Here is a 24,310-nt window from a genome sequence, read left to right on the forward strand (position 1 = left end):
CATGGACCGGACTTCGGAACTCAAGGAAACGATCGAGGCGGCGATTGCTTCCCGTCGCCCTTTGTGTATCGTCGGCGGCGGGAGCAAAAATTTCTACGGCCGCCGGTCTCAAGGCGACCCGCTTTCGATAGCCGGCCACCGGGGGGTGGTCGAATATGCTCCCAGCGAGTTGGTGATCACGGCGCGTGCGGGGACGCCCCTGGCGGATCTGGAGCAGGCGCTGGCCGCCGAAGGCCAAATGCTTCCGTTCGAACCGCCCCGCTTCGGTCCCGCCACCGTCGGCGGAGCGATCGCGGCGGGTCTGTCCGGTCCCAGGCGGCCCTTTACCGGAGCGGTACGCGATTTCGTCCTGGGGGTGAAACTGTTGACCGGCCGCGGCGAGGTGCTGTCTTTCGGCGGCCAGGTTATGAAGAACGTGGCCGGTTTCGACCTGAGTCGTTTACTGGCCGGTTCCCTGGGCACCTTGGGTGTCATCCTGGAAGTTTCCCTGAAAGTCCTTCCCCGGCCGGCGGTGGAGCTGACCCTAAGCCGGGAAGTTGCAATCGACCGGGCTCTGGACACCATGGCCGATTGGATGGGCCAATCCCTTCCCTTAAGCGCGCTGGCATACGAAGAACCGCTGTTATATGTTCGTTTGAGCGGTACCGAGCGGGCGGTGGCCTCGGCCGCCGATCGCCTGGGAGGGGAGCGGTTGGCGGAAGGAGAACGATTTTGGGAGAGTCTACGGGAACAACAACGTCCCTTTTTCACCGAAGGGAACGCGGATCTGTGGCGTCTTTCCCTGCCCCCTGCGGCGCCTGCACCGGATTTGCCGGGACGGATGCTGTTGGATTGGGCGGGCGCACAACGCTGGCTGCGCAGTTTGGAAGACGCGCAAAAAATTTTCCGGGCGGCCGCCGATTTAGGCGGACATGCCACGCTGTTCCGGAGCCGGGGAGCGCGGCACGAGGTGTTTCAACCCTTGCCGGAATCTTTGGCCAAGCTCCATCGGGCTCTGAAGGAAGCGTTCGATCCTCATCGGATTCTCAATCCAGGACGCATGTACGCGGAATTATAGATGCACATACAACCGGCCTCTTGGTTGCAAAACCATCCGGATGCGAAAATCGCCCGCGACATTATCCGGGCGTGCGTCCACTGCGGTTTTTGTAACGCCACCTGTCCCACTTATCAACTGCTGGGGGACGAGCTGGACGGGCCGCGCGGGCGTATTTATCAGATCAAATCCCTGTGGGAGGGGGCGCCGCCCACGGCTCGCGTTCAAACCCATCTGGACCGCTGTCTGACTTGCCGCGCGTGCGAGACCACCTGTCCCTCCGGCGTGCGTTACGGACGCTTGCTCGACATCAGCCGGGGCATCGTGGAGCGCCAAGTGAAACGTCCCTGGCATCAACGTTTGCTGCGCCGGCTGCTGAGGCTCTGCTTGCCTTATCCCCGGCGGCTCAGACCTTGCTATCGTTTGGCGCAAACGGTGCGCCCGTTGATGCCGGCATCGCTCAAGGCCTATGTGGGGACCGACCGAACGCCGGTTTGGCCGGCTGCGCGGCATGCGCGCCGGATGCTGGTTTTGGACGGCTGCGTCCAGTCCGTGGTGGCGCCCGATATCAATGCCGCCGCCGCTCGAGTTCTCGACCGTCTGGGGATTTCTTTGATTCGAGCTCACCGGGCCGGTTGCTGCGGTGCGATGAGCGATCACTTGGGCGCCCATGACGAAGGCTTGGCGTTCATGCGCCGCAACATCGATGCTTGGTGGCCGTGGGTGGAGGCGGGCGTGGAAGCCATCGTCATGACCGCCTCGGGCTGCGGCGTGACGGTCAAGGAGTACGGTGAATTGCTGGCCCATGATCCGGATTACGCCGCCAAGGCGGCGACCGTTTCGGCGTTGGCCAAGGATTTGAGCGAAGTGCTGGCGGAACAAGCGGGGCTGGAAGCGCTGCAGCCCAAGCCGGTCAAAGTGGCCTTCCAAGCGCCCTGTACCTTGCAGCACGGCTTGGGTTTGGCAGGCAAAGTGGAAAACCTTTTGAGACGCTTCGGGTTCGAGCTGACGCCCGTCGCCGATCCCCATCTCTGCTGCGGATCGGCCGGCACCTATTCGATCCTGCAGCCCAAGCTCGCCCGCCGGTTGCGCCGCAATAAGATCGCCGCTTTGAAAAGCGGCGATCCGGACGTCATCGCCACCGCCAATATCGGCTGTCTGCTGCATTTGCGCCCGGCCGCATCCCGGCCGGTGGTGCATTGGATCGAGTTATTGGATCAGGGCAGCGGGGCGGGTCGGGTGAAGACGTAATCGGTTTTCGCCGCGGTTTGGTGGCACTCGAAGCAGGACTTGCCACCTTGGTTGTTGAGTGGTTCCAGCTTCATACCCACCCAGCGGGCGAATCCCCAGCCGCCGGTCGCTTTGTACTTTTTACGGTCCTTGATCATGAATTCGATGTGGGAGAGTTCCCCCGGAACCAGGGCCGGTTGCCAGAGCGGGTGGCGACTGTCCTTCCACACCAGCTTGCCGAGGACGGTCCCATCCGGCCAGGGATCGGTTTTTCCCGCCCGCACCGCTTGCATGGCGATGGCGTTGCCGGTGATGGCGCGCAAGGAGTCGTTGTCGTCGCGGTGGGAAACGCCGATGACGCGCCAGTTTTTATAGGTCTCCGGCAGTTCGATGCCATTGGAGGGGGGAGGCGCGGCTTGGACGGTGAGGCAGAACAGGCCGATCGCTGAAGTCAGCAGGTGTTTTTTTAGCATTATTTCCTCCTTTCGGTTAGGAGGAATTATTGTCCTTGATCCAACGATAGATTTCCACGCTGTCGGGCGGACACAAGCGGCACCCGCCGCCGCACAGCGTCCCGGCAGGCAGCCGTTCCACCTGGCCTTTGCGGATCAGGCGCTCGAGCATGGGACAGGCGGTTTCAGGGGCGATGCCCAACTCCGCGGCCAGTTCCCCCAAGGGAATCTGCTGGTGCCGGCGGAGCAGGTCGCGAAGCTCCAGGATCATTTGCAGCAGCTGCGTTGAAACATCCCGGGGCCATTTCCGGTTTGGGTGACCGCTCCCGGTGGAGGGGACAGGGTTCTGCCCCGGAGTTTGAGCAAACCGTACAGCAGGAGGATCGCCACCAATATCGAACCGATATAGATCTGCGACTGCTTGGGATGCTGCGTGAAAGTGACGGTTTGATAATAGAGCGTGGCGGCGGCGTAGGCCAAGCCGGTGGTCCAGCTCACTGCGAACAACATCCAGCGCCACCCGGTTTCGCGGCGAATGGTGGCGGTGGCGGCGACGCAGGGGAAATACAGCAGGACGAACAGCAGATAGGCGAACGCGCCGTGTTGTCCGTCGAAGCGCCTGACCATGGCGCCGAAGGTGGAGGTATGGGCTTCCAGTTCCTCGGCCGCCCGATCGAGATTGCCGCCGCTGTCCAGGACCCGGAATCCCAAGGGGTCGGTGAGCAGGGCGAGACTTTCTTTGAGGTTCGCCGGGATGGTGGCGGCCGCTTCTTGGAGCGCTTCGGGAAGACTGAAATCGGAGTCGGCTTCCACCTGGTCGGTCGCTTGGTCCAGGCGCGAGTAGAGGGCGTCCAAGGTGCCCACCACGACTTCCTTGGCCAACACGCCGCTCAAGATCCCGACGATGGCGGGCCAATTGTCCTCCTCGATGCCCAGAGGCCGGAAAGCCGGGGTAATGGTCCTGGCCACGCTGGAGAGCCGGGAGGTTTCCGGCGGCACGTCCGGGCCGAACCGACCATCCGTGCTCCAGGCGTTGAGGACGTTGACCACCATCACCATGACCACGATGTATTTGCCGGCGTCGGTGACGAAGCCTTTCAGGCGTAGCCAAGTGTGGAGAAGCAGATTGCGCCCACTGGGCCATTGATAGGCGGGCAGTTCCATCAACAACGGTTCCGGTTCCCCCGGCAACAGGGTGGCTTTGAGCAACAAGGCGGTGAGCATCGCCGCGAGAATCCCCACCAGATAAAGGACGAAGACGATGTTCTGGCCGTTTTGGGGGAAAAATGCGGCGGCGAAAAGCGCATAGACCGCCAGTCTCGCGCCGCAGGACATGAACGGCGCCATCATCACCGTCAGGATGCGTTCCCGCTCCCGCTCCAGGGTGCGCGCCGCCATGATCGCCGGGACGTTGCAGCCGAAGCCGACGATCAGGGGGACGAAGGCTTTTCCCGGCAAGCCCAGCCGTTCCATCAGGCGATCCATCACCAGCGCCGCGCGGGCCATGTAGCCGGAGTCTTCGAGGAAGGTGAGAAACAGATAGAGGAAGCCGATGATGGGGATGAAGGTCGCGACGACTTGAAGTCCGCCGCCGATGCCGTCGGCCAAAAGCACTTGGAGCCAGTCCGGCGCTCCCCAGCTTTGCAGAAGCACCCGGAAACCGTCCACCAGCAATGCCGCCGCAGCCAAGTCGAAGAAATCGATGAAGGCGCCGCCGATGTTGATGGTGAAGGTGAACATCAAATACATCGCCAGGAGGAATATGGGGCCGCCCAGCCAGCGGTTGAGGACGACCGCATCGATTCGGTCGGAAGGGGAGGTGGACTTGAGCTCCCCGTGTTTTCTCACGCCTTGGGCGATCCGCCGAGCGTGTTGATAACGGGCATCGGCGATTAAAAGATCCATTTCCTCGCCCAAGTTTTGTTCCACGTGGGAGCGCAGTTCAGAGGCGCGGTTCGTAATTTTCTCCGGAATTTCCTGGCGGGAAGGATAACCGGATAGAAGATCCAGCGCCTGCCAGCGAGCCGGCAACTCAGGCGCCGCCGCGGCGAGTTCTACGGCCACGGTATCGATGGCTTCCGCCAAAGGGGCAGGATACACCACGGAATGGCCGGCATGAGGTCGGCGGGCCTGCCGGGCAACGGTTTGTTTGAGTACTTCCACGCCCTTGCCCTGGCGCGCTACCAGCGGGACCACCGGAACCCCCAACGCTTCGCTCAAGGCATTGAGATCCAAATGGATGCCTTGACGCTCCGCCAAATCCATCATATTGAGCGCCAGGACTTGGGGGATTCCGGTTTCGATGAGCTGCAAGGTCAAATAGAGCGCCCGCTCCAGATGGGTGGCGTCGGCGATGTTGACGATCACCTCGGCCTGATGGGAGAGAATGAATTCCCGCGCGAGGCGTTCGTCGGCGGAAGATTCTCCCGGATCCAGCGAGTAGGTGCCGGGCAGGTCGATGAGAACGAATTGATCGTCGCCGTGACGGCACCGGCCTTCTTTGCGCTCCACCGTGACCCCCGGCCAGTTGCCGGTGCGCTGGCGAGCGCCGGTGAGGGCGTTGAAGAGAGAGGTTTTACCCGAATTGGGGTTGCCGATGAGAGCGATAGTGTGTGTCGTCATGATGCGCTTACCGGTTCGACCAGAATTTGTTCGGCGAAGCCCCGACCGATGGCCATCCGGTCGCCGTCTCGGCCGACGATGACCGCGCCGGCCCGGTTCCACAGCACGGTGAGGGTCGTGCCGGGGGCAAACCCCAGGCTTAGAAGACGTATGCGGACCCGCTTGCCGGGAACGTCCACGATTCGAATCCGTTGTCCGGGCGAAACCATGCTTAAAATTCGAGCATTCATGGGGCGCCTCTTAAATACTAATGATAATGATTATACTTTTTCCAATAAAATTGTCCAGCGGATGGGACATTCGGTTTCCGATTCAGTTGCAAAAACTTTAAGATAGGGGTTTTGTGGGGAAATTCTCACGTTATTCGGACAATCACGTCAGTGAGTAGCTTTGAAAATGGCCGATCAAGATCAAGCCAAGAAAAAAAAACGACCTAAGAAACCTAAAAAAACCCGCTCCTATCGGGGCAAGGCACTTCTCTGGATTTTCGTGCTGTTGGTGAGCGATGAAGTCACGCCGGGGATCCCGTTCGCCGAAGTATTGATGCTTTCCATCTTGATTTTTTTGCCGCGTTGGTTCCTGAATATGGTCCATCGGGTTTACGAATACGTTCCTCGGAGCCAAGCCTGGCGTTCGGTGGGGGATATCTGCCAGCGTCAAGTGGTGACGGTTCCGCCCGACACGCCGGTGATCGATGTGGCTCGGTTGATGCGCGACGAACACGTTAGAAGCTTGGTGGTCGTGGAAAAACGCGAATATCTCCCCACCCCGGAAGAAGTCGCCTCCGAGACAATCAAAAAGAAAGGCGGAAAGGGTAAACGCGCACAAGAAAAAGCGGTCAGCCCCGGCCAACCCCGGGCCGAGACGATCCTGGTTCCAGTCGGAATCCTGACCGATCGGGATATCGCCCTCCGGGTTGAAGCGGAAGGTCTGTCCTGGAGCGCGACCACGGTGGCCGAAGTCATGACCACCAATTTGGCGGTAGCGGTCGAAACAGAGGATGTCCATTCGGTGGTGGAGAAAATGGGCGAGGTCGGCGCGCGGCAGCTTCCGGTGGTGGATCGGCGCGGGGAAATCGTAGGCACCCTCAGCCTGGATGAAACCATCGCCATGCTTTCCGACAGTTTGGACGATATGGTGGAGCTGCTCCAACGGGAAATCCAAAGGGAAGCCGAAGTCAACGCTTGATTACGGAAGGTTTCACACGCGTCTGGACACAATTTTAGATCCGTTTGGTGAATCAGGAAAATTCTAAGATGGCCGATCAAGAACAAGCGCAGAAGAAAAAACCTAAAAAGGAGCGTTCCTATAAAGCCAAGGTAATCATTTGGACGATTGTGCTTTTGGTAATCGATGAAGTGACGATCGGGGTTCCCGAAGCCGATCTTTTGTTGATTTTCGTGGTGCTGTTCCGTCCCCAATGGTTTCTGAACATGATGCACCGACTTTACAAGTATGTTCCCCATAAGCGGGCCTGGCGTCCGGTGGGAGAGGTATGTCGACGCGAAGTGGTGACGATTTCGCCGGACACGATGGTGGCCGATGCCGCTCGATTAATGCGCGATCGACACGAGCGGGGTCTTTTGGTGGTGGAAGAACGCGAATACTTTCCCTCCTTGGAAAGAGATAAGCGTAAGAAGAAAAAATGGTGGGGCAGACGGAGCAAGAAAAAATCGATCGAGTCGCCTCCGCCTGAAGCCGAGACGATTATAGTGCCGGTCGGCATTCTGATCGATCGGGACATCATTCTGCGGATCGGTGCGGAGGATCTTTCGGGGGCTACGATACCGGTGGCCGAGGTCATGACGACGGAATTGGAGGTCACGCTCGAATCGGAAGACGTGCATTCGGCCGTGGAAAAAATGCGTGAGGCCGGTATGCGGCGCTTGCCGGTGGTGGATCACCGGGGAAGTCTGGTGGGTATCTTGAGTCTGGACGACACCATCGCCATGCTTTCCGACGGATTGAATGATATGTCCTCGTTGCTGCAACGGGAAATGCAAAAGGAAGCTGCAGTCGAAACCCAGGGCGCCGGGTAATATTAGAGCGTTATCCGTCTGCCGGATCCAACCGCAGATCGCTCCATTGAAGCACCTTGACCGCGTCCCGATTCACGGGGCTGGAAATAAAGATGCGTTGTTTATGCGAATCGAAGCGCTGAATCAGTCCCAATCCCAATGGTTTTTGGTGGGCATCAGCCAGACCGCACAAGAGATTTGCGCTTAAAAGCGTCTCCAAAGGGGGGCGTCCCCGCGTCGGAAGACGTTGTAGATTCACAACATTTCTATTGAGGGCAAATGCCTTGGCGCGACGGAAGTAACGACGGAACGCGGCCTGCCTGCGCTCGAAGCGGAATTGCGGTGATTTGAGGCGGGCGTGAGAAGAAGGATGTAAACGTAAAATTCGAAAATGACGGTGGGCCGTCAGGATGGCATTCAGTTCCCGTCCTCGCGCCAAGGCGACGATGGCATCCGGCTGGAGACTGTCAATCTGATACGCTTTCAATATTTCCCCGACGCCTTGTATCAGGCCGCTGGTGTTGATGATCACGAAGGGGGCATTTGTCCGATCCAGAAGCTGGCGGGTGCCCACGATCATGGGTAAAAAATGCGCCACCGGCGTCACCGCCCCCACGAAATAGATGCCGGCCGGCTGCAGACGGGAGAGCGGTTGGTTCAAATCTGGATAACCCAGCGTCACGGTGGCCGGAGGCCCGATATCTTTCTGTCCCACATCGGCGTCGATGATCGCCGGCTGCATACCTTGTCGCAACAAATACCACGCCAGGTAAGTGCAGAAAGTGCTTTTGCCCCGATCGGAAGCCCCCAATACCAGGATCTTTCGAAGCCCGCGGCCAAATATAGATTGGGCCGCGTTTTTCCAGTCTTCCGGAACGTGCATGGTTTCCATAAGGGTGGAGAAGCATCAATGGATGCTGCATCGTAACGATCGGGATAATATTTGCAAACCAAAAGCTGTTTTGCTGGGGATCGACGTCGCTGCTATGGGAGAAATAAGGTGTTGAAATTTATCGTCCGGACGCTGCTGCGTTTATTTTACCGAGTAGAGCTGCACGGCTTGGAACAATATCGGAACGCCGACGGGAGGCTCTTGGTCGTCGCCAATCATTTGTCCTTCCTGGACCCGGTATTGTTGTGGGCGTTTTTGCCCGGCCCGTTGACTTTCGCCGTCAATACCCATATCGCCCGTCTTGTTTGGGTTCGCCCGTTTCTGCGGTTTGCCCGCGTATTTCTTTTGGATCCCCACCAGTCCGGTGCATTGAAAGGTTTGATTCAACATTTGCGCGGCGGCCACCGCACGGTCATTTTTCCCGAGGGGCGGATCACGGTTACTGGCACCTTGATGAAGATTTACGACGGTACCGGCATGGTGGCGGATCGGGCCGGGGCCCGGGTGCTGCCGGTACGGATCGACGGCGCGCAATTCACGCCGTTTTCCCGGCTCAAGGGGCGGGTGCGGCGTCGCTGGTTTCCTAAAATCACCCTGCACGTGCTTGCCCCCCGCGACATTTGCCCGCCAGCCGAAATCAAGGGGGCGGAACGGCGCAAGCTGGCCGGCGTCAAGTTGGCGGATTTGATGACCGAAATGCTCCAGGTGACCGCCTCGAGCGATAGAACCTTATTCGCGACGCTGTTGGACGCCCGCCGTTTGCACGGCGGCGGGAAGCGGATCTTGGAGGATGTGGAACGCCGTCCATTGACCTATCGAAAGTTGATGACCCGCGTTTTGGTTCTGGCCCGGCTGGTCGACCGTCACACCGAATGCGGGAGCAACGTGGGCTTGTTGCTGCCCAGCACTTCCAATACCGTTGCCTTGATGTTTGCGGTCCAGGTGACCGACCGTTTGCCCGCGATGTTGAACTATACCGCCGGCGTGAAGGGGTTACTGGGCGCCTGTGCCACCGGCCGCATCGAAAGGGTGATCACCTCGCGCCGGTTCGTGGAGATGGCCGATTTGGAGCCCGCCTTGAAGGCATTGATCGAGAAGGGCGTGCGTCTCTTCTTTCTGGAGGATTGGGTCGATGAGGTGACGCCTCGGCTTAAGCTTGGCGCGCTTTGGCGTGCCTGGACCGCTTCCTGGTGGTACCGACCGAATTCGGAGGCAAGTCGACTGCCTGCGGTGATGCTGTTCACTTCCGGCTCGGAAGGCGCGCCCAAGGCAGTGCTTTTGTCTCACCGCAATATTCTCAGCAATTGTATTCAACTGGGGACGGTGGTGGATTTCGGTCCCACCGACGTGGTGCTCAATGTGCTGCCGCTTTTTCATGTGTTCGGTCTGAGCGCCGGGCTGATTCTGCCTCTCACTTCCGGCATAGACACTTTTCTGTATCCCAACCCGCTGCACTATAAAGTGGTGCCGGAGTTGGCCTACGAAATCAACGCCACCGTGCTGTTCGGCACCAATACTTTCCTGGCGGGATATGCGCGAAACGCTCATCCTTACGACTTCTACAGCGTGCGGTACGTGTTCGCCGGGGCGGAAAAGCTGCAAGCCGATGTCCGGCGATTGTGGATGGACAAATTCGGCATCCGGATTTTGGAAGGCTACGGCGCCACCGAAACCAGTCCGGTGGTGGCGGTCAATACGCCCATGTATTATCGGGCCGGCACCGTAGGCAGGTTTTTGCCGGGTATCCGGTGGCGCTTGGAGCCGGTGGAAGGTTTGACCGAAGGCGGGCGTTTGTTCGTGCGGGGCCCCAATGTCATGCTGGGCTATTATTTGCCCGAACACCCGGGCGAGCTGGTTCCGCCGGTCTCCCACTTTGGCGAGGGATGGTACGATACCGGCGACGTGGTTCGTATCGACGAAGAAGGTTTCGTCACCATCTGCGGCCGCCTAAAGCGGTTCGCCAAGGTGGGCAGTGAAATGGTGTCTCTGACCGAAGTGGAGTCGCTGGCCTCCCGTATTTGGCCGGGCTATCGCCATGCCGCGGTGACCGTCCCCGACGCCCGAAAGGGGGAGGCGATCGTTCTGGTCTCCGAGTGTCCCCAGGTGGATCTGGAACATCTGCGTGGCCTTGCCCGTGACGAAGGTGTCCCCGAACTTTGGTTGCCGCGCCGGGTCGTTACGACAACCGAATTGCCGCTGCTGGGAAGCGGCAAGGTGGATTGCTTTAGACTCCAAGTACGGATTCGGGAAAGCCTATCGGAGATGTAAAGGCGATAACCGATCAGCCTCCCATGTCACTGCTTTCTTTAGTCTCCGCCGATTCATGCTGCCGATGATCGCCAGACTGTTTTGCCGGTATCTGCTTCTCGAAGTAATTGCCGGGAACCTCGTAAATCTGCCGTAGTCGTTGTTTGAACTCGTTGGTAATTCCATAGACATCGCCGCGGCTTTGAACGACCCGGGGGGTTAGCAGAACCACCAACTCGGTGCGATTGAACCTTTCGTTAGTGCTGCCAAACAGGGGGCCGATCAGCGGTAACGAGTGCAAGAAGGGAATGCCCTGCTCGTCTTGACTCCTCCTGTCCCTGATTAAACCGCCGAGGACCAGGGTATCCCCGTCTTTGACGGCGACGGTGCTCTTGATTTCGCGCTTGAGGATGGTGGGGTTCCCACTGTTGTCCTGTTGAGCCCCCACATCGTCCACGGTTTGCTCCAATTCCATGATCACCAAGCCGCCGGCATTGACTCGGGGCTTGATGGTCAGCTGGACGCCGGTGTCGCGCTGCTGGAAAGTTTCCGCAACCCCGCTGCTGCTCGCGGTGTTCACAAACGAACCGGTGCGCAGGGAAATCTGATCGCCCACCACGATATTGGCTTCGTGATTGTTGAGGACCATCAGGGAAGGGGCGGAAATGACATTGAGCTTGTTGTCGCTTGCCAGCGCTTGCAGGATGACGCCGATATCTCGCGAACTATTTAGAAAAGTATAAGAGAAGCCGGAGGAGAAGGTACTCAGTAGGGCCTCCTTGGCGGCATCGGTTAGATTGATTCCGTTTTCGGTCAGGCCTATCGAGCTATTAGTTTTGGGAAGCTTGTTTTGCACGAACCATTGCAGCCCATATTGCAGCTGGTCTTCCAGGGTGACTTCGATAATGGATGCGTCGATAAAGACTTGCAGGGGCATGATGTCCAATCGGTTGATTACCCGTTCGATGGCTCGGTAATCCTCTTGATCGGCAATGACGATCAAGGCGTTGTTGGATTCGTCGGCAATGATCCGAACTTCTCCCTTGGTGGAAACAGCCGAACCGCTACTGGAAGCCCTGGGGCGGCTGTTGGAGGAGGATGAGCTGCCGGAAGTTGTGCCGCTCACCGTTTCCTTTTTCAAACCCGGGGCCAGCGAGGCTTCGGGCGGTTTACTGCTGCGGCCGGTGAAGATCTGATTCAGGGTGTCGGCCAGTTCGACCGCATCCACGTTTTGCACCCGGTAGACGTGTACGCCCCCCGAAGTCTCGGAAGTGGTCCGATCCAGTCGTTCGATCCAGGTTTCCGCCATCTCCAGGTAGTCCGGTTGGCTGGAGATGACCATCAGGGCATTGAGGCGTTTGATCGGAAAAACGCGCAGAAGGGAGCTCTCTTCGCCGAAGACCTTATCTCCCAAGACGTTTTTCAGGTCTTGGGCCAGCGTGTCGACATCCACGTTGTCGAGGGGAAACAGTCCCACCGACATGCCTTCGAGGTAATTCACGTCGAAAGCCTGGACGGTGTCTTCCAGGGGAGCCAACTCCGAAGCACTGCCCGCCACCACCATCAGGTTGCGGATATTATCGGTGTAGAGAATGGCGTTGGGCGGAAGAATCGGCTTCAGGATTTTCTCCATGGATTCGACGCTGACATAACGCAAGGGGAAAATGCGAATCTGGAATCCCGGTGGCAATTTTTGTTGCACCAATCCGATCGGCGCGCCGACGGTCGCCTCGTTGGCCGGCCCGATCCAATAAAAGCCGTTTTTCAGGGTCAAAGCCAAGCCGTTCATCCGCAGCGCCATTTCCAGGGCAGGCATCACTTCATCTTTGCGGAGGGGACGGGTGGTCTGAAGGGTGATCTTACCCCCTGCTTTGGGACTCATCGTATAGTTGACCTGGAGGATATCCCCCAAGATGACTTTAGCCACCTCTCCCAGGTCGGCATCGTCGAAATTCAAGGTGTACTGGCCGGCTTCCTTCTTGGGGTGAGGCGTCGGCACGGGGCGCATAAACTGTTTGGTGCCCGGGTAGATTTCGGTTTTTTCCAAGCCGGGCTGTGCTTCCTCCTGGGACAGGGGAATTTCGCCCTCGGGTTCCTCGGGCGGCGGTTCTATGGCGGTTACCGAATCGAGCGGGATTTTTTCGCGCAAGTTGGTGTCCAGGTATTCGCAGCTTGCCAATCCTGTGGTGATCAATATCGCCCAAGTGAGTCGTTTTGCAAGGTGCCACTGCATCTAAGCTTCCCTATTGGTTGTTTTTTCTTCGCGCCGCGCGAGCAAATGGGTTGTCGTGGGGGGGAGGTCGCTTCTGATTCTTTTCGGCTTTCGCTTGGCCAGGACGGGGTTTGATTAACTTGAGGATGTGATGTTCGCCGTCCTGATCTAAAACGACTTGATCGGTTTCCGGTTCCGTGACCTGCCAACCGTCGATGACATCCCCCGGTTTAAAGCGCAAGGTTTTGCCCTCGGGGTCCTGTACCAGAATGATTTGTCCGGCTTCGGGGGTATCCAGGATGCCGGTGAGGCGGAGATCCGGCGGCGGCTTTTTTTCCGCTTCGGCTTCCTCGGTCTCGGCATCGGAGGTTTGCGATTCCTCGGGTAGGGGTTGACGGCCTTCGATAAATAGCGGGTTCACGATGAGAGCGGTAAACGTGTCGATGGGTGGCAGTTCCGCTGCATTCTCCGGTATGGCTGCCGGAATTCGCGCTTCCTTGGAGGGTGCCGGCGGAGGCTGCAAAGCATCGGCGATCTGGCGTTGCAGCAGACGGTATTCGATACCGACGCCCAAGGCGGCCAGAAGGCAGCCTGCTATCAGCAACCAAGTTCCCGGATGGCGCATCAGTTCCTTCATGTTGTCGGCGTGGGCATATAGCCGACCACTTCCATGTCCATGTTCAAGCGATCGGAAGGGAGCGGTTGGCGAGTCTTGGGATCGCGGCGTCCGGGTAAAGGCCGGATATTGAGATTGTCCACGATCAACAGGGGGCGATTGGATTCGATGCTATGCAAAACCTCGCGCAACACCTCCAAATTGCCCAATAAGCGTATCCGTACGGCGATGCGGGTGAATTCTTCTTCCTGGTGTTGGGGGTGGACTTGAGTGCTGGTCAGTTCGCCGCCGGCGGTGCGGATGATTTCCCCCAAACGCCTTTGCAATTCGGCCGAAGCGAGGGCGGGCGTCTCTCCGCTGAGATAATGCTCATCCTGATTATGGCGGGTTTGCAGGCTCTTGAGACGTTTGCGCCAACTCGGCTCTTCGGCGGCACTACGGGAGAGTCGTTCCAGTTGGAATTGGAGTTCGGAGATGCGTTCCTGGTTGGAACGCACCCAGCTGACATAAGGCGCCACCAACAGAAAATAAAACAGCAGCACGGGTATCAGTGTCAAGCTCCACGCCGCCAGACGCTGTTGGGATTCAGTCAGGTTTGTCATCATGCTCGTAGCCGACATTCATGCTGATTTGAAATCGCTCCAGTCCCGTGCGGCGATCCTGGGTGATGGGAGAGACGAAATGTATGTCGCTCAGGAAGGGAGAAGCCTCCAGAATCTCGATCAGTTTGGAGGCGGCGGGGGAGTGGCCGTTGATCCGCAGTTCTCCCTCTCGGTAATTGAAACCGTTCAGCCAAGTGTCCAGGGGAAGTCTTTGGGAAAGATCATTCATGACCTCAACGATGGGTGGGATGGCGCGTTTACGGGTCAGCACGAAGCGGGCTTTTTGTTCCAATTCGGTGACCTGCTTCTTCAGTTTATTGGTGATTTGAGCCGTCCGCCGGGTTTGGTCGACCTGATCTTCCAGCGCCTCCAGGATATTGCTTTGGGTAGCGATAGGGAGGGCCAGGGCCAAACCGATCAGCAAAACCAAAATTCCCCCCAAGGTCCAGTTCACGAAGTGTCGCCAGTGACTCTCGGTGGTGCGCCAGCGGGGGGGCAGCAGGTCGAATTTCAACGGGACAGGGTAATGGTTTTCCCAGACGGCGGCATCCACATGCCGGGGTTTTAGGCCGGCTTGATGAAAGTATGCGAGTTGATCGTCCAAAAACTCGCGCGGGGTGAGGGCGATTTCGACTTTCAGTTGCCGTTTCCCGGCGAGGCGCTCGATCACCCGGCTGCTAAAATACACCTGATCGGCGCTGAACGGGGTTTGGCGATCCAGTTCGAAACCGATTACCTGGCGCAGGTTCTCTTGGGCGGCCAGGGGTAAATAGATCTGCTTGTGAAGGTACTGGCCGGGTAACAGCAAGAGCGTGAACGTGGCGTCTTCTTCCGCTTGCCAAGCACGCCATGAATCGGGACCTGCTTTTTGCTCCAACTCGGTCACGGCATTTTCTTTCCGGCGCCAGAATCGGACTTCCCCCTCACTCGGTAAAGCAAGCAGGATATGGGTATGATGGAAGAACCAGCGCTTGCATGCCTCAGGTATGGATTTGATCAGCTGGTCTTGCCACCAATGCCAAAATTGCCGCCACGCCGGAGGCAGAGAGAGTTGGTCGATGCGAATGGCCATTTAGGGTTGGACGTGGGGGATGGTTGCTGCGCCCGATCTGAAAACCATGGAGAAAAATGACAAAACTATCATTCGATCAATTATATCAACTTAAATCGGGAGTGTTTCATGGGAAAGGGTAACCACCTCACAATAGCCATGCTTGTGGCAATCGTGGGTGCCGTCGTGGTGGGGGTGGGCGCCCCCGGGATGGCGCTGCATCTGGAGATCGGTGGTGAAGTATTTCTGCGTCTTTTGAAAATGTTGGTGGTGCCCCTGGTCATGTCGAGCGTGATGAGCGGCATCATCGGTCTAGGGGATGTGCGAAAGCTTCGCCGGCCCGGTGCGGTCGCGATCGCGTACTATCTTACCACGACCTTGCTGGCGGTTATTGTGGGAGTTTTGCTGGTCAATTGGATCGAACCCGGCGGGCGGATTCAGGGAGAGGCCTTGGCCGGACTGGCCAAAGATGAAAGCATCGCTGCAACCGCCGATGCGAGCATCGCTACCATTTTGGAGAATCTGGTGTTGATGCTGTTCACCGACAATCTGATCGGCGCCATGGCCGACACCCAATTGTTGCCTTTGATCGTGTTTTCCATCCTGTTTGCCGGCATCCTGTCCGTCCTTGGGGAGCGGGTCGGCCGGGTGACCGAGTTCATCGTCCAGCTCAACGAGGCCTTGATGGCGTTCATTCTGATGATCATGAAAATCGCCCCGCTGGGAGTCTTTTGTCTGGTGGCGGCGCGCTTCGGAGAAGCTCAGGCTCAGGGCGCTTTTCTGGAAACTTTGCAGCAAATCGGATGGTACGTGTTGACCGTTCTGCTGGGATTGGGGGTCCATGCCTTCGTCGTTCTGCCGGTCATTTTGTGGGTGTTTTCCCGCCGCCGTCCTGGCCGCTTTCTGGGACGCATGTCGCCGGCACTCTTGACCGCCTTTTCCACCGCCAGTTCTTCCGCCACCTTGCCGGTGACGATGGAATCGGCGGTGGATCGGGCCGGGGTGGCGCGCGAATCGGTGGAATTCGTGCTCCCCCTGGGAGCCACCATCAACATGGACGGGACCGCGCTCTACGAGGCGGTGGCGGCGATTTTCATCGCTCAAGTGTTGGGCATCGAGTTGAGCTTGCTGCAGCAAGCGACGGTGGCGATTACCGCCACCCTGGCCGCGATCGGCGCGGCCGGCATTCCCGAAGCGGGCTTGGTGACCATGGTCATCGTGCTCAACGCGGTGGGCCTGCCGGTGGAATACATCGGCATTCTGCTGTCGGTGGACTGGCTGTTGGATCGGTTTCGCACCGCCGTGAACGTTTGGGGGGACAGCGTGGGATCGGCGGTGGTGGAAAAAGTGATGCCCTTTTCGGTTCAGCCGGACAGCAAGAACCCTTCGTAGCCAATCAAGCCGGCATAGAAAAAGAACAGGATCGGCAGGATGTGGCGCACCGGGATTCCCAATACCTTGAAATTGACGTGGAGAAGAATGAACAGGATCGCGCCGGCGGTAAGTGCATATTTTCCATAGAAGAAGGCCGGCACGCTGATTCCCAGGAGAAACGCCATCACCGGATTGAGCTCCAGTCCGCCGCGCTGCAAGATCTGCAGGGTGAAAAAGGCGTCGAGTACGCAAAACCCGATGATTCCCGCCGACCAGATCAGTAAGCGAATATCCTCGTAGATGTCGACGTAATGAGGCGCTTGGCACTCCTCGATTCGGCGGGGTCCGCGGCGCCGACCACGGGTCAAGGCACAGACCAGGGTCCGCCAGCTCAGGCGTCGGCGGTCGGCGAGGCGGCGTTTGTCAGTGGTCATCGTCAATCCAGGGGTCGGGCAACTAAAATGACAAGACTGCGCTCAGTCAATTGTAGATGCTTGCGATCGGGTAAAGGGGGTTCGGCGCCGATTTCGTGAATGTCGTCGGGTGACGCCGCGGCGGTGTCGATTGCGACACACCAATGGTGGTCGGCGGAAAGGAACGGCAAATCGAACTGCACCGGTTCGTGTCCGGCATTGAACAATAGACACAAATCATGGCCTTCGGAGGTGTCCGGATGGATGTGAGTGCCCAGTGCGTGGCCCTCGCTCCAATCCGGCGGGGCTTTGTCCGGTCCGAACCATTCGATGTCTCCCTCCTTGTAAAAGGCCTCCCGGCTCAATATGGAATGGGCCCGGCGGAAGCGGATCAATTGCTGGACGAACCGGACCAGGTGAATATTCTTTTTCACCAGGCTCCAGTCGTACCAGGAGATCTCGTTGTCTTGACAGTAGGCGTTATTGTTGCCCTGTTGGGTGCGGCGGAATTCATCGCCGCCCAAGAGCATGGGAATGCCGCGGGAGACGAACAGGGTGGTGAGGAAGTTTTTGATCTGGCGCAACCGGACGGCTTCGATCGCCGGGTTGTCGGCGGGCCCTTCGACGCCATGATTGCAGCTGTAATTGTCGTTGCTGCCGTCGCGGTTGTTTTCCCCGTTGGATTCGTTGTGTTTGTGTTCGTAGGAAACCAGGTCGTTGAGGGTGAAACCGTCGTGGCTGGTGATGAAGTTGATGCTGTTGACCGGGGTTTTGCCGCTGTGCTGGTACAGGTCGGCGCTGCCGCACAGGCGAGTGGCGAAGGGGCCCAGCATGCCGTGGTCGCCGCGCCAGAAACGGCGCACGTCGTCGCGGTATTGGCCGTTCCATTCGGACCAGCGCTCGCCCGGGAATAGCCCCACCTGATAGGCGCCGCCGGCGTCCCAGGCTTCGGCGATGAGTTTGACTTCGCGCAGGATGGGATCCTCGGCGATGGATTCAAGAAGCGGGGGGTTGGGAATCAATTGGCCGGACTGATCGCGCCCCAGAATCGAAGCCAGGTCGAAGCGGAAGCCGTCCACGTGCATCTCGGTGGCCCAGTAACGGAGGCACTCCAAAATATAATGCCGCACCACCGGGTGATTGCAATTGAGGGTATTGCCGCAACCGGAGTGGTTGACGTATCGGGATCGGTCGCTTTCTTCGAGGATGTAATAGATGGAGTTGTCCAGCCCCCGGAAATTGAGGGTGGGGCCGTGCCTGTTGCCTTCGGCGGTGTGATTGAAGACCACATCCAAAAGCACTTCGATCCCCGCTTCGTGCAGGGCTTTCACCATCGCCTTGAATTCGGTCAGTTGCCCTCCCAGCTTGTGGCCGCTGCTGTATTGGGCATGGGGAGAGAAAAAGGCGACGGTGCTGTAGCCCCAGTAATTGACCAACTGCTCGCCGGTGAGTGGGTTGTGGCGATCCAGTTCGCGGGGATTGAATTGATGCACCGGCATCAGCTCCAATGCGGTGACGCCCAATTCCTTAAAATAAGGAATTTTCTCGATCACCCCCAAAAAGGTGCCGGGACGCAGGGCGGCAGAGGAAGGGTGGATGGTCAAGCCGCGCACATGGGTTTCGTAAACCACGGTTTTCGGCCAGGGCGTGCGCAAGGGGCGATCGTCGCCCCAGTCGAAATCGTCCTCCTGAGGGATCAGCCCCTTGATGCGATATTGATGTTTGGGGATCGGCTCGTCGGGGTGCTCCAGCAGCCAATCGTCGCGAAGAATGGCGAAGTCCCAGTGCTCCACCTCCACCAATGCCTGGGCGTAGGGGTCGAGCAGGGCGCGGCGAGCGTTGAAATGGTGTCCTTCGCGGGGCGAGGACGGACCGTCCGCCTGGAATACATAGCTCAAGCCCGGATGGGCGCCCTGGACGTATACATGCCAGATGTCCCCGGTGCGATGGTGGACGGGGTCCAGCTCGATCCACCATTTCGGGTCCAGCGCCTCGGGATCGTCGAACAACAGAAGCCACAGACGGGTGGCGTGGCGGCTGAACACCGCGAAATTGATTCCGCCGTCGAAGGCGTGTATCCCCAAGGGCAGGGGGTGGCCGCGGGTGATTGTCAATGCCTGTTCCATAATCTTTCACCGGAGTGGAGTGTTTTTATACTTTATCACCAATGTAAGAAGAAAATGACGGAAGGAGTTGCGTTAAAATGGTATGTTTTGAAGAATTTGGACAGGATTGAACCGCCCTATGCAAGCTTCCGTTCGCAGAATACTGGTTACCAGCGCTTTGCCCTACGCCAACGGCCCGATTCATCTGGGGCACCTGGTGGAATACATCCAGACCGATATTTGGGTCCGATTCCAAAAGCTGCGCGGCGCCAACTGCTGGTATGTGTGCGCCGATGACACCCACGGCACGCCGATCATGCTCCGGGCACGGCAGGAGGGGGTTGCGCCGGAAGCCTTGATCGAGCGGATGGAACAAGCGCATCGAGCCGATTTCGCCGGGTTCGATATCGATTTCGATTGCTACTACAGCACCCATTCGGCGGAGAACCGGGAACTGGCCGATTTGATCTACCGGCGTCTCCGGGATGCCGGTCATATCCAGGCCAAAACCATCGAGCAATTCTACGACCCGGTCCGGGAAATGTTTTTGCCCGACCGCTTCATCAAAGGCGAATGTCCGCGTTGCGGCGCCCGCGACCAGTATGGAGACAGCTGCGAGGCATGCGGAGCGACCTATGCCCCCACCGACTTGAAAAACCCGATCTCGGCGGTGTCCGGCGCGCAGCCGGTGAAAAAGGAGACCTTGCACTATTTCTTCCAATTGTCGGATTTCGCCGATTTTCTCAAACAATGGGTGCACCGGTCGGGGCATTTGCAGCCGGAAGTGGCGCACAAAGTGAACGAATGGCTGCAGTCCGGTCTCAGGGACTGGGATATCACCCGGGACGCGCCCTATTTCGGCTTCGAGATTCCCGACGCCCCGGGCAAGTATTTTTATGTCTGGCTGGATGCGCCCATCGGCTACATGGCCAGCTTTAAACATTTGTGCGAGGAGAAGGGGCTGGATTTCGACGCCTATTGGAACCCGGATCCGGATGCCGAGTTGTACCACTTCATCGGCAAGGACATCGTCTATTTCCACGCCTTGTTTTGGCCGGCCATGCTGCATGGGGCGGGTTTCCGGACCCCCACCGCCATTTCCGCCCACGGCTTTCTCACCGTCGGCGGGGAGAAGATGTCCAAATCCCGCGGCACCTTCATCAACGCCCGGACGTATTTGGATCACCTCGATCCCCAGTATCTGCGCTACTACTTCGCCGCCAAGCTGGGAGCGGGGGTGGAAGACATCGATCTCAACTTCGACGATTTCTGCCAGCGGGTCAATGCCGACCTGGTGGGCAAGGTGGTCAACATCGCCAGCCGCTTGAGCGGTTTTCTCAAGAAGCGGTTCGACAACACCTTGGCCGGAACTTTGCCCGACGCGGACCTTTACCAAAGCTTCGTGGCGGCCGGCGAGGAGATCGCAAAGGCTTACGAGACGCGCGAGTTCGGCAAAGCGATGCGCCGGATCATGGCATTGGCGGATGCGGCCAATCAATACATCGACGAGCACAAGCCCTGGATCATGGCCAAGGACCCGGCGCTGGACAAGGAATTGCGAGCGGTATGCACCCAGGGGATCAATCTGTATCGGATTTTGGTGGGTTATCTCAAGCCGGTGCTGCCCCGCCTTGCGGCCGATTCGGAAAGCTTTTTGAACCTCTCCGAGCAATCCTGGCCGGACATTTCCACACCCCCGTTGTTGAACCATCGGATCGAACCCTTCAAGCCGCTCTTGAGCCGGGTCGACCCGGACCGAGTCGCCGCCATGGTGGAAGCCTCCAAAGAAGACTTGAAACCCGCCGCTCAACCTTCCAAGGAAAAAACCGATCCCTCGGCGACGATCGATTACGAAGATTTCGCCCGGGTGGATCTGCGCATCGCCCGCATTCAGAAGGCGGAGGCGGTGGAAGGCGCGGACAAGCTCTTGAGGCTGACGCTGGATTTGGGTGGAGAGACCCGCAACGTATTTGCCGGGATCAAAGCCGCCTACGATCCGAAGGATCTGGAAGGCCGGCTGACGGTGATGGTGGCCAACCTCAAGCCGCGCAAGATGCGTTTCGGTGTTTCCGAAGGAATGGTTTTGGCCGCCGGCCCCGGGGGCGAAGAGTTGTTTCTATTGTCGCCGGATGAGGGTGCCGAGCCCGGTATGAAAGTCAAATAGTTGATGGTTCCACACCGTTGCAGCGCCGGGTGGAGGCTTGCCGGACACGCCGTGAACCCCTCCGTGGGGGCTCGATGGCGTCCGTCCGGGGCGCCAACGGTCCGGCAAGCCTCCACCCGGCGCCTCGGATAGTTCGCCAGATATTAGTTATATATAATGGGCAAAGCAACGTTTACCCAGGTTGCCAAAATTGACGAATCGCGGTGCATCGGCTGCGCCCGTTGCCTGGAGGCTTGCCCGGTGGATGCCATCGTGGGGGCGGCGAACCTGATGCATACCGTGATTGCCGCCGAATGCATCGGTTGCCGGTTGTGCCTTGATCCGTGTCCGGTGGATTGCATCGATATGATTCCCACCCCGGATTATCTGCGTCCGCGGACCGAAGAAGCAAGAAAACAGCGAGCCGAGTTGGCCAAGCGCAGACATCGGGCCCGCAGGCGGCGTTTGATGGAGGCGGCGGCGGAAAGACGGGCGAAGCTGGAAGCCAAAAAGGCGGCATTGAAAAGGAAGCGGGCGTTATGAACCATCCGGTTGATCTGGATGCGGGCGCGTGTTCGAAGCGTTCCCTGGCAAGCAAGGCTCGCCTGATCTTCGAGCGCTTGAGCGAAACCATTTCCAATCCCACCACCGAACTCGATTACCGGTCATCCTTCGAGTTGCTGGTGGCGGTGGTGTTGTCGGCTCAGGCCACCGACAAAAGCGTCAACAAGGCCACCGCCGAGTTGTTCCGGGTGGCCAATACGCCCGCGCAGATACTGGCATTGGGCGAGGCGGGACTGAAGCGCTACATCCGCCATATCGGTTTGTATAACACCAAGGCCCGGAATCTCGTTGCCCTGTGTCGGCAATTATTACAGGCGCACGGCGGCGAGGTGCCCCGCACTCGCAAAGCACTGGAAGCCTTGCCGGGCGTGGGACGCAAAACCGCCAACGTGGTCCTCAACACCGCTTTCGGGGAGCCCACCATCGCGGTCGATACCCATATCTTTCGGGTCTGCAATCGGACCGGTCTGGCGCCGGGCGCCAATGTGCGTCAAGTGGAGGAAAAGCTGGACCGGCTCGCGCCCCCCGAGTTCAAACGCGACGCCCACCATTTGTTGATCCTTCACGGCCGCTATGTTTGCTTGGCCCGAAGTCCCAAATGCAGCCAATGCGTGATCCGAGATCTTTGCGACTATCCCCATAAGCGTCTGTAAGGGACTGTTTGCAAAGTTACCTGAACTGATCCGAAGTAGGGCCCTTCGGTCAAGCCGCCGGCTCCTGCTGAAAATGTCAACATAACCTAAGGGCTTTGAAGACAGACAGTTTGCGATTCGATTTGATATGATTTCAAAAGGCCCGAGCGGCGAGTCTCGGCCACAGAGGGAGACAAGGTACCCAGGGAGATGTAGCGATAACACAAACGACGGTGTAAAAGAGGAGGATACTTCATGGCGCGCACAGAAACCCCCATTTGCGAGTTTGGCAAACCCTGCCCGGATTTCACTCTGCCGGGCGTGGACGGTAAGGACTGGACCCGGGACGAATGCCGAGGGCCCAACGGGTTGCTGGTGATTTTCATGTGCAATCACTGTCCCTATGTGAAGGCTGTTCTGGACCGGATCATCCGCGATGCCAAGGAACTGCAGAAATTCGGTATCGGTTGCGTGGCGATCAGCGCCAACGATGCCGAGAAATATCCGGATGACTCGTTCGAAAAAATGCAACAACTGGCCCAGGAAAAAAAGTTTCCGTTTCCTTACTTGTATGACGAGTCCCAGGAAGTGGCCAAGGCTTTCGATGCGGTTTGCACTCCGGATTTCTTCGGCTACAACGCGCATTTGGAGCTCCAATACCGCGGCCGGATCGATGAAAGCGGCAAAGAACCGGCGGCCGATGCCCGGCGCGATTTGTTCGAGGCGATGAAAAAGGTCGCGATTACCGGCAACGGACCCCAAGACCAAATTGCCAGCATGGGTTGTTCCATCAAGTGGAAAGAGCAAGAACCGGAAGCTTCCCAGGCCGGCTGAAACCTTAATCATTCAGGAGGGAAAATGACCATCGAAAAAATGACCGATTTGGATTTACAGGGCAAGCGGGTGTTGATCCGGGCGGATCTGAACGTGCCCGTCAAGGAGGGTAAGGTGACGTCCGACACCCGGATCCGCGCCAGTGTTCCAACCATTCGGCGGGCGCTGGAGCAAGGAGCGGCCTGTGTGATGGTCATGTCCCACCTGGGTCGTCCCAAGGAAGGGGTTTATGAAGAACAATATTCCCTGGCACCGGTGGGGGATCGTTTGGCGGAGCTTCTGGGGCAGCCAGTGACATTGGCCAAGGACTGGGTCGATGGCATTCAATCCCCCGCCTCCGGAGCGGTGGTTCTGATGGAGAACGTCCGTTTCAATCAAGGCGAGAAGGCCAACGATCCGGAATTGGGCAAGAAAATGGCCGCGCTGTGCGATGTTTTTGTCATGGATGCGTTCGGCACCGCCCACCGGGCCCAGGCCTCCACGCATGCGGTGGCCCAATTCGCCCCGCAAGCGGCGGCAGGGTTGCTCCTGGCGCAGGAATTGGAAGCGCTGGGGAAAGCGCTGGAACATCCGGATCGCCCCCTGTTGGCCATCGTCGGCGGTTCCAAAGTATCCACCAAATTGACGGTGTTGGAAACTTTGTCCCAAAAAGTGGATCAATTGATTGTGGGCGGGGGAATCGCCAACACCTTCATCGCCGCGGCCGGTTACGGCGTGGGCAAATCCCTGCACGAGCCCGACTTGGTCCCGGAGGCCAAGCGGTTGATGGAGCAGGCCAAGGCGCGTGGGGCGGAGATTCCCGTTCCGGTGGATGTGGTAGTGGCGACGGAATTTTCCGAAACCGCCGAAGCGGTGGTCAAATCCATCGATCAGGTCGCGGACGAGGAGATGATTCTGGACATCGGTCCGCAAACCGCCGAACAGTATGCGGAGAGGCTAAACCGTGCCGGCACCGTCGTCTGGAACGGTCCGGTGGGGGTATTCGAAATCGATCAATTCGGCGAAGGAACCCGCAAGATCGCCCAGGCCATCGCCGAAAGTTCCGCCTTTTCCATCGCCGGCGGCGGCGATACCCTGGCGGCGATCGAAAAGTATGCCGTGGGGGACCGGATTTCTTATCAGTCCACCGGTGGCGGCGCTTTTCTGGAGTTTCTGGAAGGTAAAAAATTGCCCGCGGTGGAAATTCTGGCGCAACGCTGCAGCTGATTAGTTGTTTGCGCAACAAATTTTTTATATGGTTACAACAAGCTATTTACGAAATCATAAA

At 58.4% G+C, this 24,310-nt stretch carries 22 protein-coding genes; 11 read left to right on the forward strand and 11 right to left on the reverse strand.

Annotated elements, in window-relative coordinates; translation table 11 throughout:
* Position 1: 1 nt before the first annotated feature.
* On the forward strand, positions 2-1,057 hold the full coding sequence (gene glcE, locus H035_RS0105670) for a glycolate oxidase subunit GlcE (RefSeq protein WP_022948030.1): 1,056 nt from the start codon (positions 2-4) through the stop codon (positions 1,055-1,057).
* On the forward strand, positions 1,058-2,287 hold the full coding sequence (gene glcF / locus H035_RS0105675) for a glycolate oxidase subunit GlcF (RefSeq protein WP_022948031.1): 1,230 nt from the start codon (positions 1,058-1,060) through the stop codon (positions 2,285-2,287).
* Here glcF and H035_RS0105680 read toward each other — a convergent pair.
* The 4 genes from H035_RS0105680 to H035_RS0105695 are packed head-to-tail and all read right to left on the reverse strand — an operon-like array spanning position 2,254 to position 5,570.
* Positions 2,254-2,739 (reverse strand): cytochrome P460 family protein, encoded by a 486-nt coding sequence (locus tag H035_RS0105680; RefSeq protein ID WP_022948032.1) that lies wholly within the window; start codon positions 2,737-2,739, stop codon positions 2,254-2,256. The genes glcF and H035_RS0105680 overlap by 34 nt on opposite strands.
* A gap of 16 nt (positions 2,740-2,755) precedes the next feature.
* Positions 2,756-2,989, reverse strand: a complete 234-nt coding sequence (locus H035_RS0105685; RefSeq protein ID WP_022948033.1) for a FeoC-like transcriptional regulator — start codon at positions 2,987-2,989, stop codon at positions 2,756-2,758.
* Positions 2,986-5,340 (reverse strand): Fe(2+) transporter permease subunit FeoB, encoded by a 2,355-nt coding sequence (feoB, locus tag H035_RS18365; protein WP_022948034.1) that lies wholly within the window; start codon positions 5,338-5,340, stop codon positions 2,986-2,988. Before feoB ends, H035_RS0105685 begins: the two co-directional genes overlap by 4 nt.
* Complete coding sequence (locus tag H035_RS0105695) at positions 5,337-5,570, reverse strand: FeoA family protein (RefSeq protein ID WP_022948035.1); 234 nt, start codon at positions 5,568-5,570, stop codon at positions 5,337-5,339. The genes feoB and H035_RS0105695 overlap by 4 nt, the downstream gene beginning before the upstream one ends.
* 166 nt (positions 5,571-5,736) lie before the next feature.
* On the opposite strand from H035_RS0105695, the gene H035_RS20725 reads away from it, so the two are divergent.
* Both H035_RS20725 and H035_RS0105705 read left to right on the forward strand, forming a co-directional pair.
* Positions 5,737-6,528 (forward strand): CBS domain-containing protein, encoded by a 792-nt coding sequence (locus H035_RS20725; protein ID WP_022948036.1) that lies wholly within the window; start codon positions 5,737-5,739, stop codon positions 6,526-6,528.
* A gap of 68 nt (positions 6,529-6,596) precedes the next feature.
* The gene (locus tag H035_RS0105705; RefSeq protein WP_022948037.1) at positions 6,597-7,379 is read left to right on the forward strand and encodes a CBS domain-containing protein; all 783 of its coding nucleotides are present in this window, start codon (positions 6,597-6,599) and stop codon (positions 7,377-7,379) included.
* Between the two features lie 10 nt (positions 7,380-7,389).
* Here the strand turns inward: H035_RS0105705 and H035_RS18375 are convergent, their stop codons facing one another.
* The gene (locus tag H035_RS18375) at positions 7,390-8,241 is read right to left on the reverse strand and encodes a Clp1/GlmU family protein (RefSeq protein ID WP_161624004.1); all 852 of its coding nucleotides are present in this window, start codon (positions 8,239-8,241) and stop codon (positions 7,390-7,392) included.
* A gap of 117 nt (positions 8,242-8,358) precedes the next feature.
* Between H035_RS18375 and H035_RS18380 the strand changes: the two genes are divergently transcribed.
* A complete protein-coding gene (locus tag H035_RS18380; protein WP_022948039.1) occupies positions 8,359-10,518 on the forward strand; it encodes an AMP-binding protein in 2,160 nt (719 codons plus the stop codon).
* Positions 10,519-10,531: 13 nt separating this feature from the next.
* Here H035_RS18380 and gspD read toward each other — a convergent pair whose 3' ends face one another.
* The 4 genes from gspD to H035_RS18390 are packed head-to-tail and all read right to left on the reverse strand — an operon-like array spanning position 10,532 to position 14,999.
* Positions 10,532-12,730, reverse strand: coding sequence for a type II secretion system secretin GspD (gene gspD, locus H035_RS18385; RefSeq protein WP_022948040.1), 2,199 nt, complete (start codon positions 12,728-12,730; stop codon positions 10,532-10,534).
* 10 nt (positions 12,731-12,740) lie between these two features.
* Positions 12,741-13,346 (reverse strand): hypothetical protein, encoded by a 606-nt coding sequence (locus H035_RS0105725; protein ID WP_022948041.1) that lies wholly within the window; start codon positions 13,344-13,346, stop codon positions 12,741-12,743.
* Positions 13,343-13,930: a type II secretion system protein GspM gene (gene gspM, locus H035_RS0105730; protein ID WP_022948042.1), complete on the reverse strand. Its 588-nt coding sequence runs from the start codon at positions 13,928-13,930 to the stop codon at positions 13,343-13,345. Before gspM ends, H035_RS0105725 begins: the two co-directional genes overlap by 4 nt.
* On the reverse strand, positions 13,911-14,999 hold the full coding sequence (locus H035_RS18390) for a PilN domain-containing protein (protein WP_022948043.1): 1,089 nt from the start codon (positions 14,997-14,999) through the stop codon (positions 13,911-13,913). Before H035_RS18390 ends, gspM begins: the two co-directional genes overlap by 20 nt.
* A gap of 108 nt (positions 15,000-15,107) precedes the next feature.
* On the opposite strand from H035_RS18390, the gene H035_RS0105740 reads away from it, so the two are divergent.
* A complete protein-coding gene (locus H035_RS0105740; RefSeq protein ID WP_026596305.1) occupies positions 15,108-16,370 on the forward strand; it encodes a dicarboxylate/amino acid:cation symporter in 1,263 nt (420 codons plus the stop codon).
* On the opposite strand, the gene H035_RS18395 is transcribed toward H035_RS0105740, so the two are convergent.
* Both H035_RS18395 and glgX read right to left on the reverse strand, forming a co-directional pair.
* Positions 16,343-16,786, reverse strand: a complete 444-nt coding sequence (locus H035_RS18395) for a DUF5658 family protein (protein WP_022948045.1) — start codon at positions 16,784-16,786, stop codon at positions 16,343-16,345. The genes H035_RS0105740 and H035_RS18395 overlap by 28 nt on opposite strands.
* Positions 16,787-16,788: 2 nt before the next feature.
* A complete protein-coding gene (glgX, locus tag H035_RS0105750; RefSeq protein ID WP_022948046.1) occupies positions 16,789-18,891 on the reverse strand; it encodes a glycogen debranching protein GlgX in 2,103 nt (700 codons plus the stop codon).
* Between the two features lie 118 nt (positions 18,892-19,009).
* Here glgX and metG point away from each other — a divergent pair, with 118 nt between their 5' ends.
* From metG to H035_RS0105775, 5 genes are all read left to right on the forward strand, one after another.
* Positions 19,010-21,034, forward strand: a complete 2,025-nt coding sequence (gene metG, locus H035_RS0105755) for a methionine--tRNA ligase (RefSeq protein WP_022948047.1) — start codon at positions 19,010-19,012, stop codon at positions 21,032-21,034.
* Positions 21,035-21,190: 156 nt separating this feature from the next.
* A complete protein-coding gene (locus H035_RS18400) occupies positions 21,191-21,556 on the forward strand; it encodes an RnfABCDGE type electron transport complex subunit B (protein ID WP_022948048.1) in 366 nt (121 codons plus the stop codon).
* Positions 21,553-22,230 (forward strand): endonuclease III, encoded by a 678-nt coding sequence (nth, locus tag H035_RS0105765; protein WP_022948049.1) that lies wholly within the window; start codon positions 21,553-21,555, stop codon positions 22,228-22,230. Before H035_RS18400 ends, nth begins: the two co-directional genes overlap by 4 nt.
* A gap of 234 nt (positions 22,231-22,464) precedes the next feature.
* Positions 22,465-23,043: a thioredoxin family protein gene (locus H035_RS0105770; protein WP_022948050.1), complete on the forward strand. Its 579-nt coding sequence runs from the start codon at positions 22,465-22,467 to the stop codon at positions 23,041-23,043.
* Positions 23,044-23,067: 24 nt separating this feature from the next.
* Positions 23,068-24,249 (forward strand): phosphoglycerate kinase, encoded by a 1,182-nt coding sequence (locus H035_RS0105775; protein WP_022948051.1) that lies wholly within the window; start codon positions 23,068-23,070, stop codon positions 24,247-24,249.
* Positions 24,250-24,310 lie beyond the last annotated feature (61 nt).

The sequence above is a fragment of the Methylohalobius crimeensis 10Ki genome (assembly GCF_000421465.1).
GTDB lineage: Bacteria > Pseudomonadota > Gammaproteobacteria > Methylococcales > Methylothermaceae > Methylohalobius > Methylohalobius crimeensis.

Coding starts and splice junctions, on each gene's coding strand:
- H035_RS0105685 (WP_022948033.1), bottom strand. CDS start 2,989: ATGATCCTGGAGCTTCGCGACCTGCTCCGCCGGCACCAGCAGATTCCC.
- H035_RS20725 (WP_022948036.1), top strand. CDS start 5,737: ATGGCCGATCAAGATCAAGCCAAGAAAAAAAAACGACCTAAGAAACCT.
- glcF (WP_022948031.1), top strand. CDS start 1,058: ATGCACATACAACCGGCCTCTTGGTTGCAAAACCATCCGGATGCGAAA.
- glcE (WP_022948030.1), top strand. CDS start 2: ATGGACCGGACTTCGGAACTCAAGGAAACGATCGAGGCGGCGATTGCT.
- H035_RS18390 (WP_022948043.1), bottom strand. CDS start 14,999: ATGGCCATTCGCATCGACCAACTCTCTCTGCCTCCGGCGTGGCGGCAA.
- H035_RS0105740 (WP_026596305.1), top strand. CDS start 15,108: ATGGGAAAGGGTAACCACCTCACAATAGCCATGCTTGTGGCAATCGTG.
- H035_RS0105775 (WP_022948051.1), top strand. CDS start 23,068: ATGACCATCGAAAAAATGACCGATTTGGATTTACAGGGCAAGCGGGTG.
- feoB (WP_022948034.1), bottom strand. CDS start 5,340: ATGACGACACACACTATCGCTCTCATCGGCAACCCCAATTCGGGTAAA.
- gspD (WP_022948040.1), bottom strand. CDS start 12,730: ATGCAGTGGCACCTTGCAAAACGACTCACTTGGGCGATATTGATCACC.
- glgX (WP_022948046.1), bottom strand. CDS start 18,891: ATGGAACAGGCATTGACAATCACCCGCGGCCACCCCCTGCCCTTGGGG.
- gspM (WP_022948042.1), bottom strand. CDS start 13,930: ATGATGACAAACCTGACTGAATCCCAACAGCGTCTGGCGGCGTGGAGC.
- H035_RS18375 (WP_161624004.1), bottom strand. CDS start 8,241: ATGCACGTTCCGGAAGACTGGAAAAACGCGGCCCAATCTATATTTGGC.
- H035_RS0105680 (WP_022948032.1), bottom strand. CDS start 2,739: ATGCTAAAAAAACACCTGCTGACTTCAGCGATCGGCCTGTTCTGCCTC.
- H035_RS18395 (WP_022948045.1), bottom strand. CDS start 16,786: ATGACCACTGACAAACGCCGCCTCGCCGACCGCCGACGCCTGAGCTGG.
- metG (WP_022948047.1), top strand. CDS start 19,010: ATGCAAGCTTCCGTTCGCAGAATACTGGTTACCAGCGCTTTGCCCTAC.
- H035_RS18400 (WP_022948048.1), top strand. CDS start 21,191: ATGGGCAAAGCAACGTTTACCCAGGTTGCCAAAATTGACGAATCGCGG.
- H035_RS0105695 (WP_022948035.1), bottom strand. CDS start 5,570: ATGAATGCTCGAATTTTAAGCATGGTTTCGCCCGGACAACGGATTCGA.
- H035_RS0105725 (WP_022948041.1), bottom strand. CDS start 13,346: ATGAAGGAACTGATGCGCCATCCGGGAACTTGGTTGCTGATAGCAGGC.
- nth (WP_022948049.1), top strand. CDS start 21,553: ATGAACCATCCGGTTGATCTGGATGCGGGCGCGTGTTCGAAGCGTTCC.
- H035_RS0105705 (WP_022948037.1), top strand. CDS start 6,597: ATGGCCGATCAAGAACAAGCGCAGAAGAAAAAACCTAAAAAGGAGCGT.
- H035_RS0105770 (WP_022948050.1), top strand. CDS start 22,465: ATGGCGCGCACAGAAACCCCCATTTGCGAGTTTGGCAAACCCTGCCCG.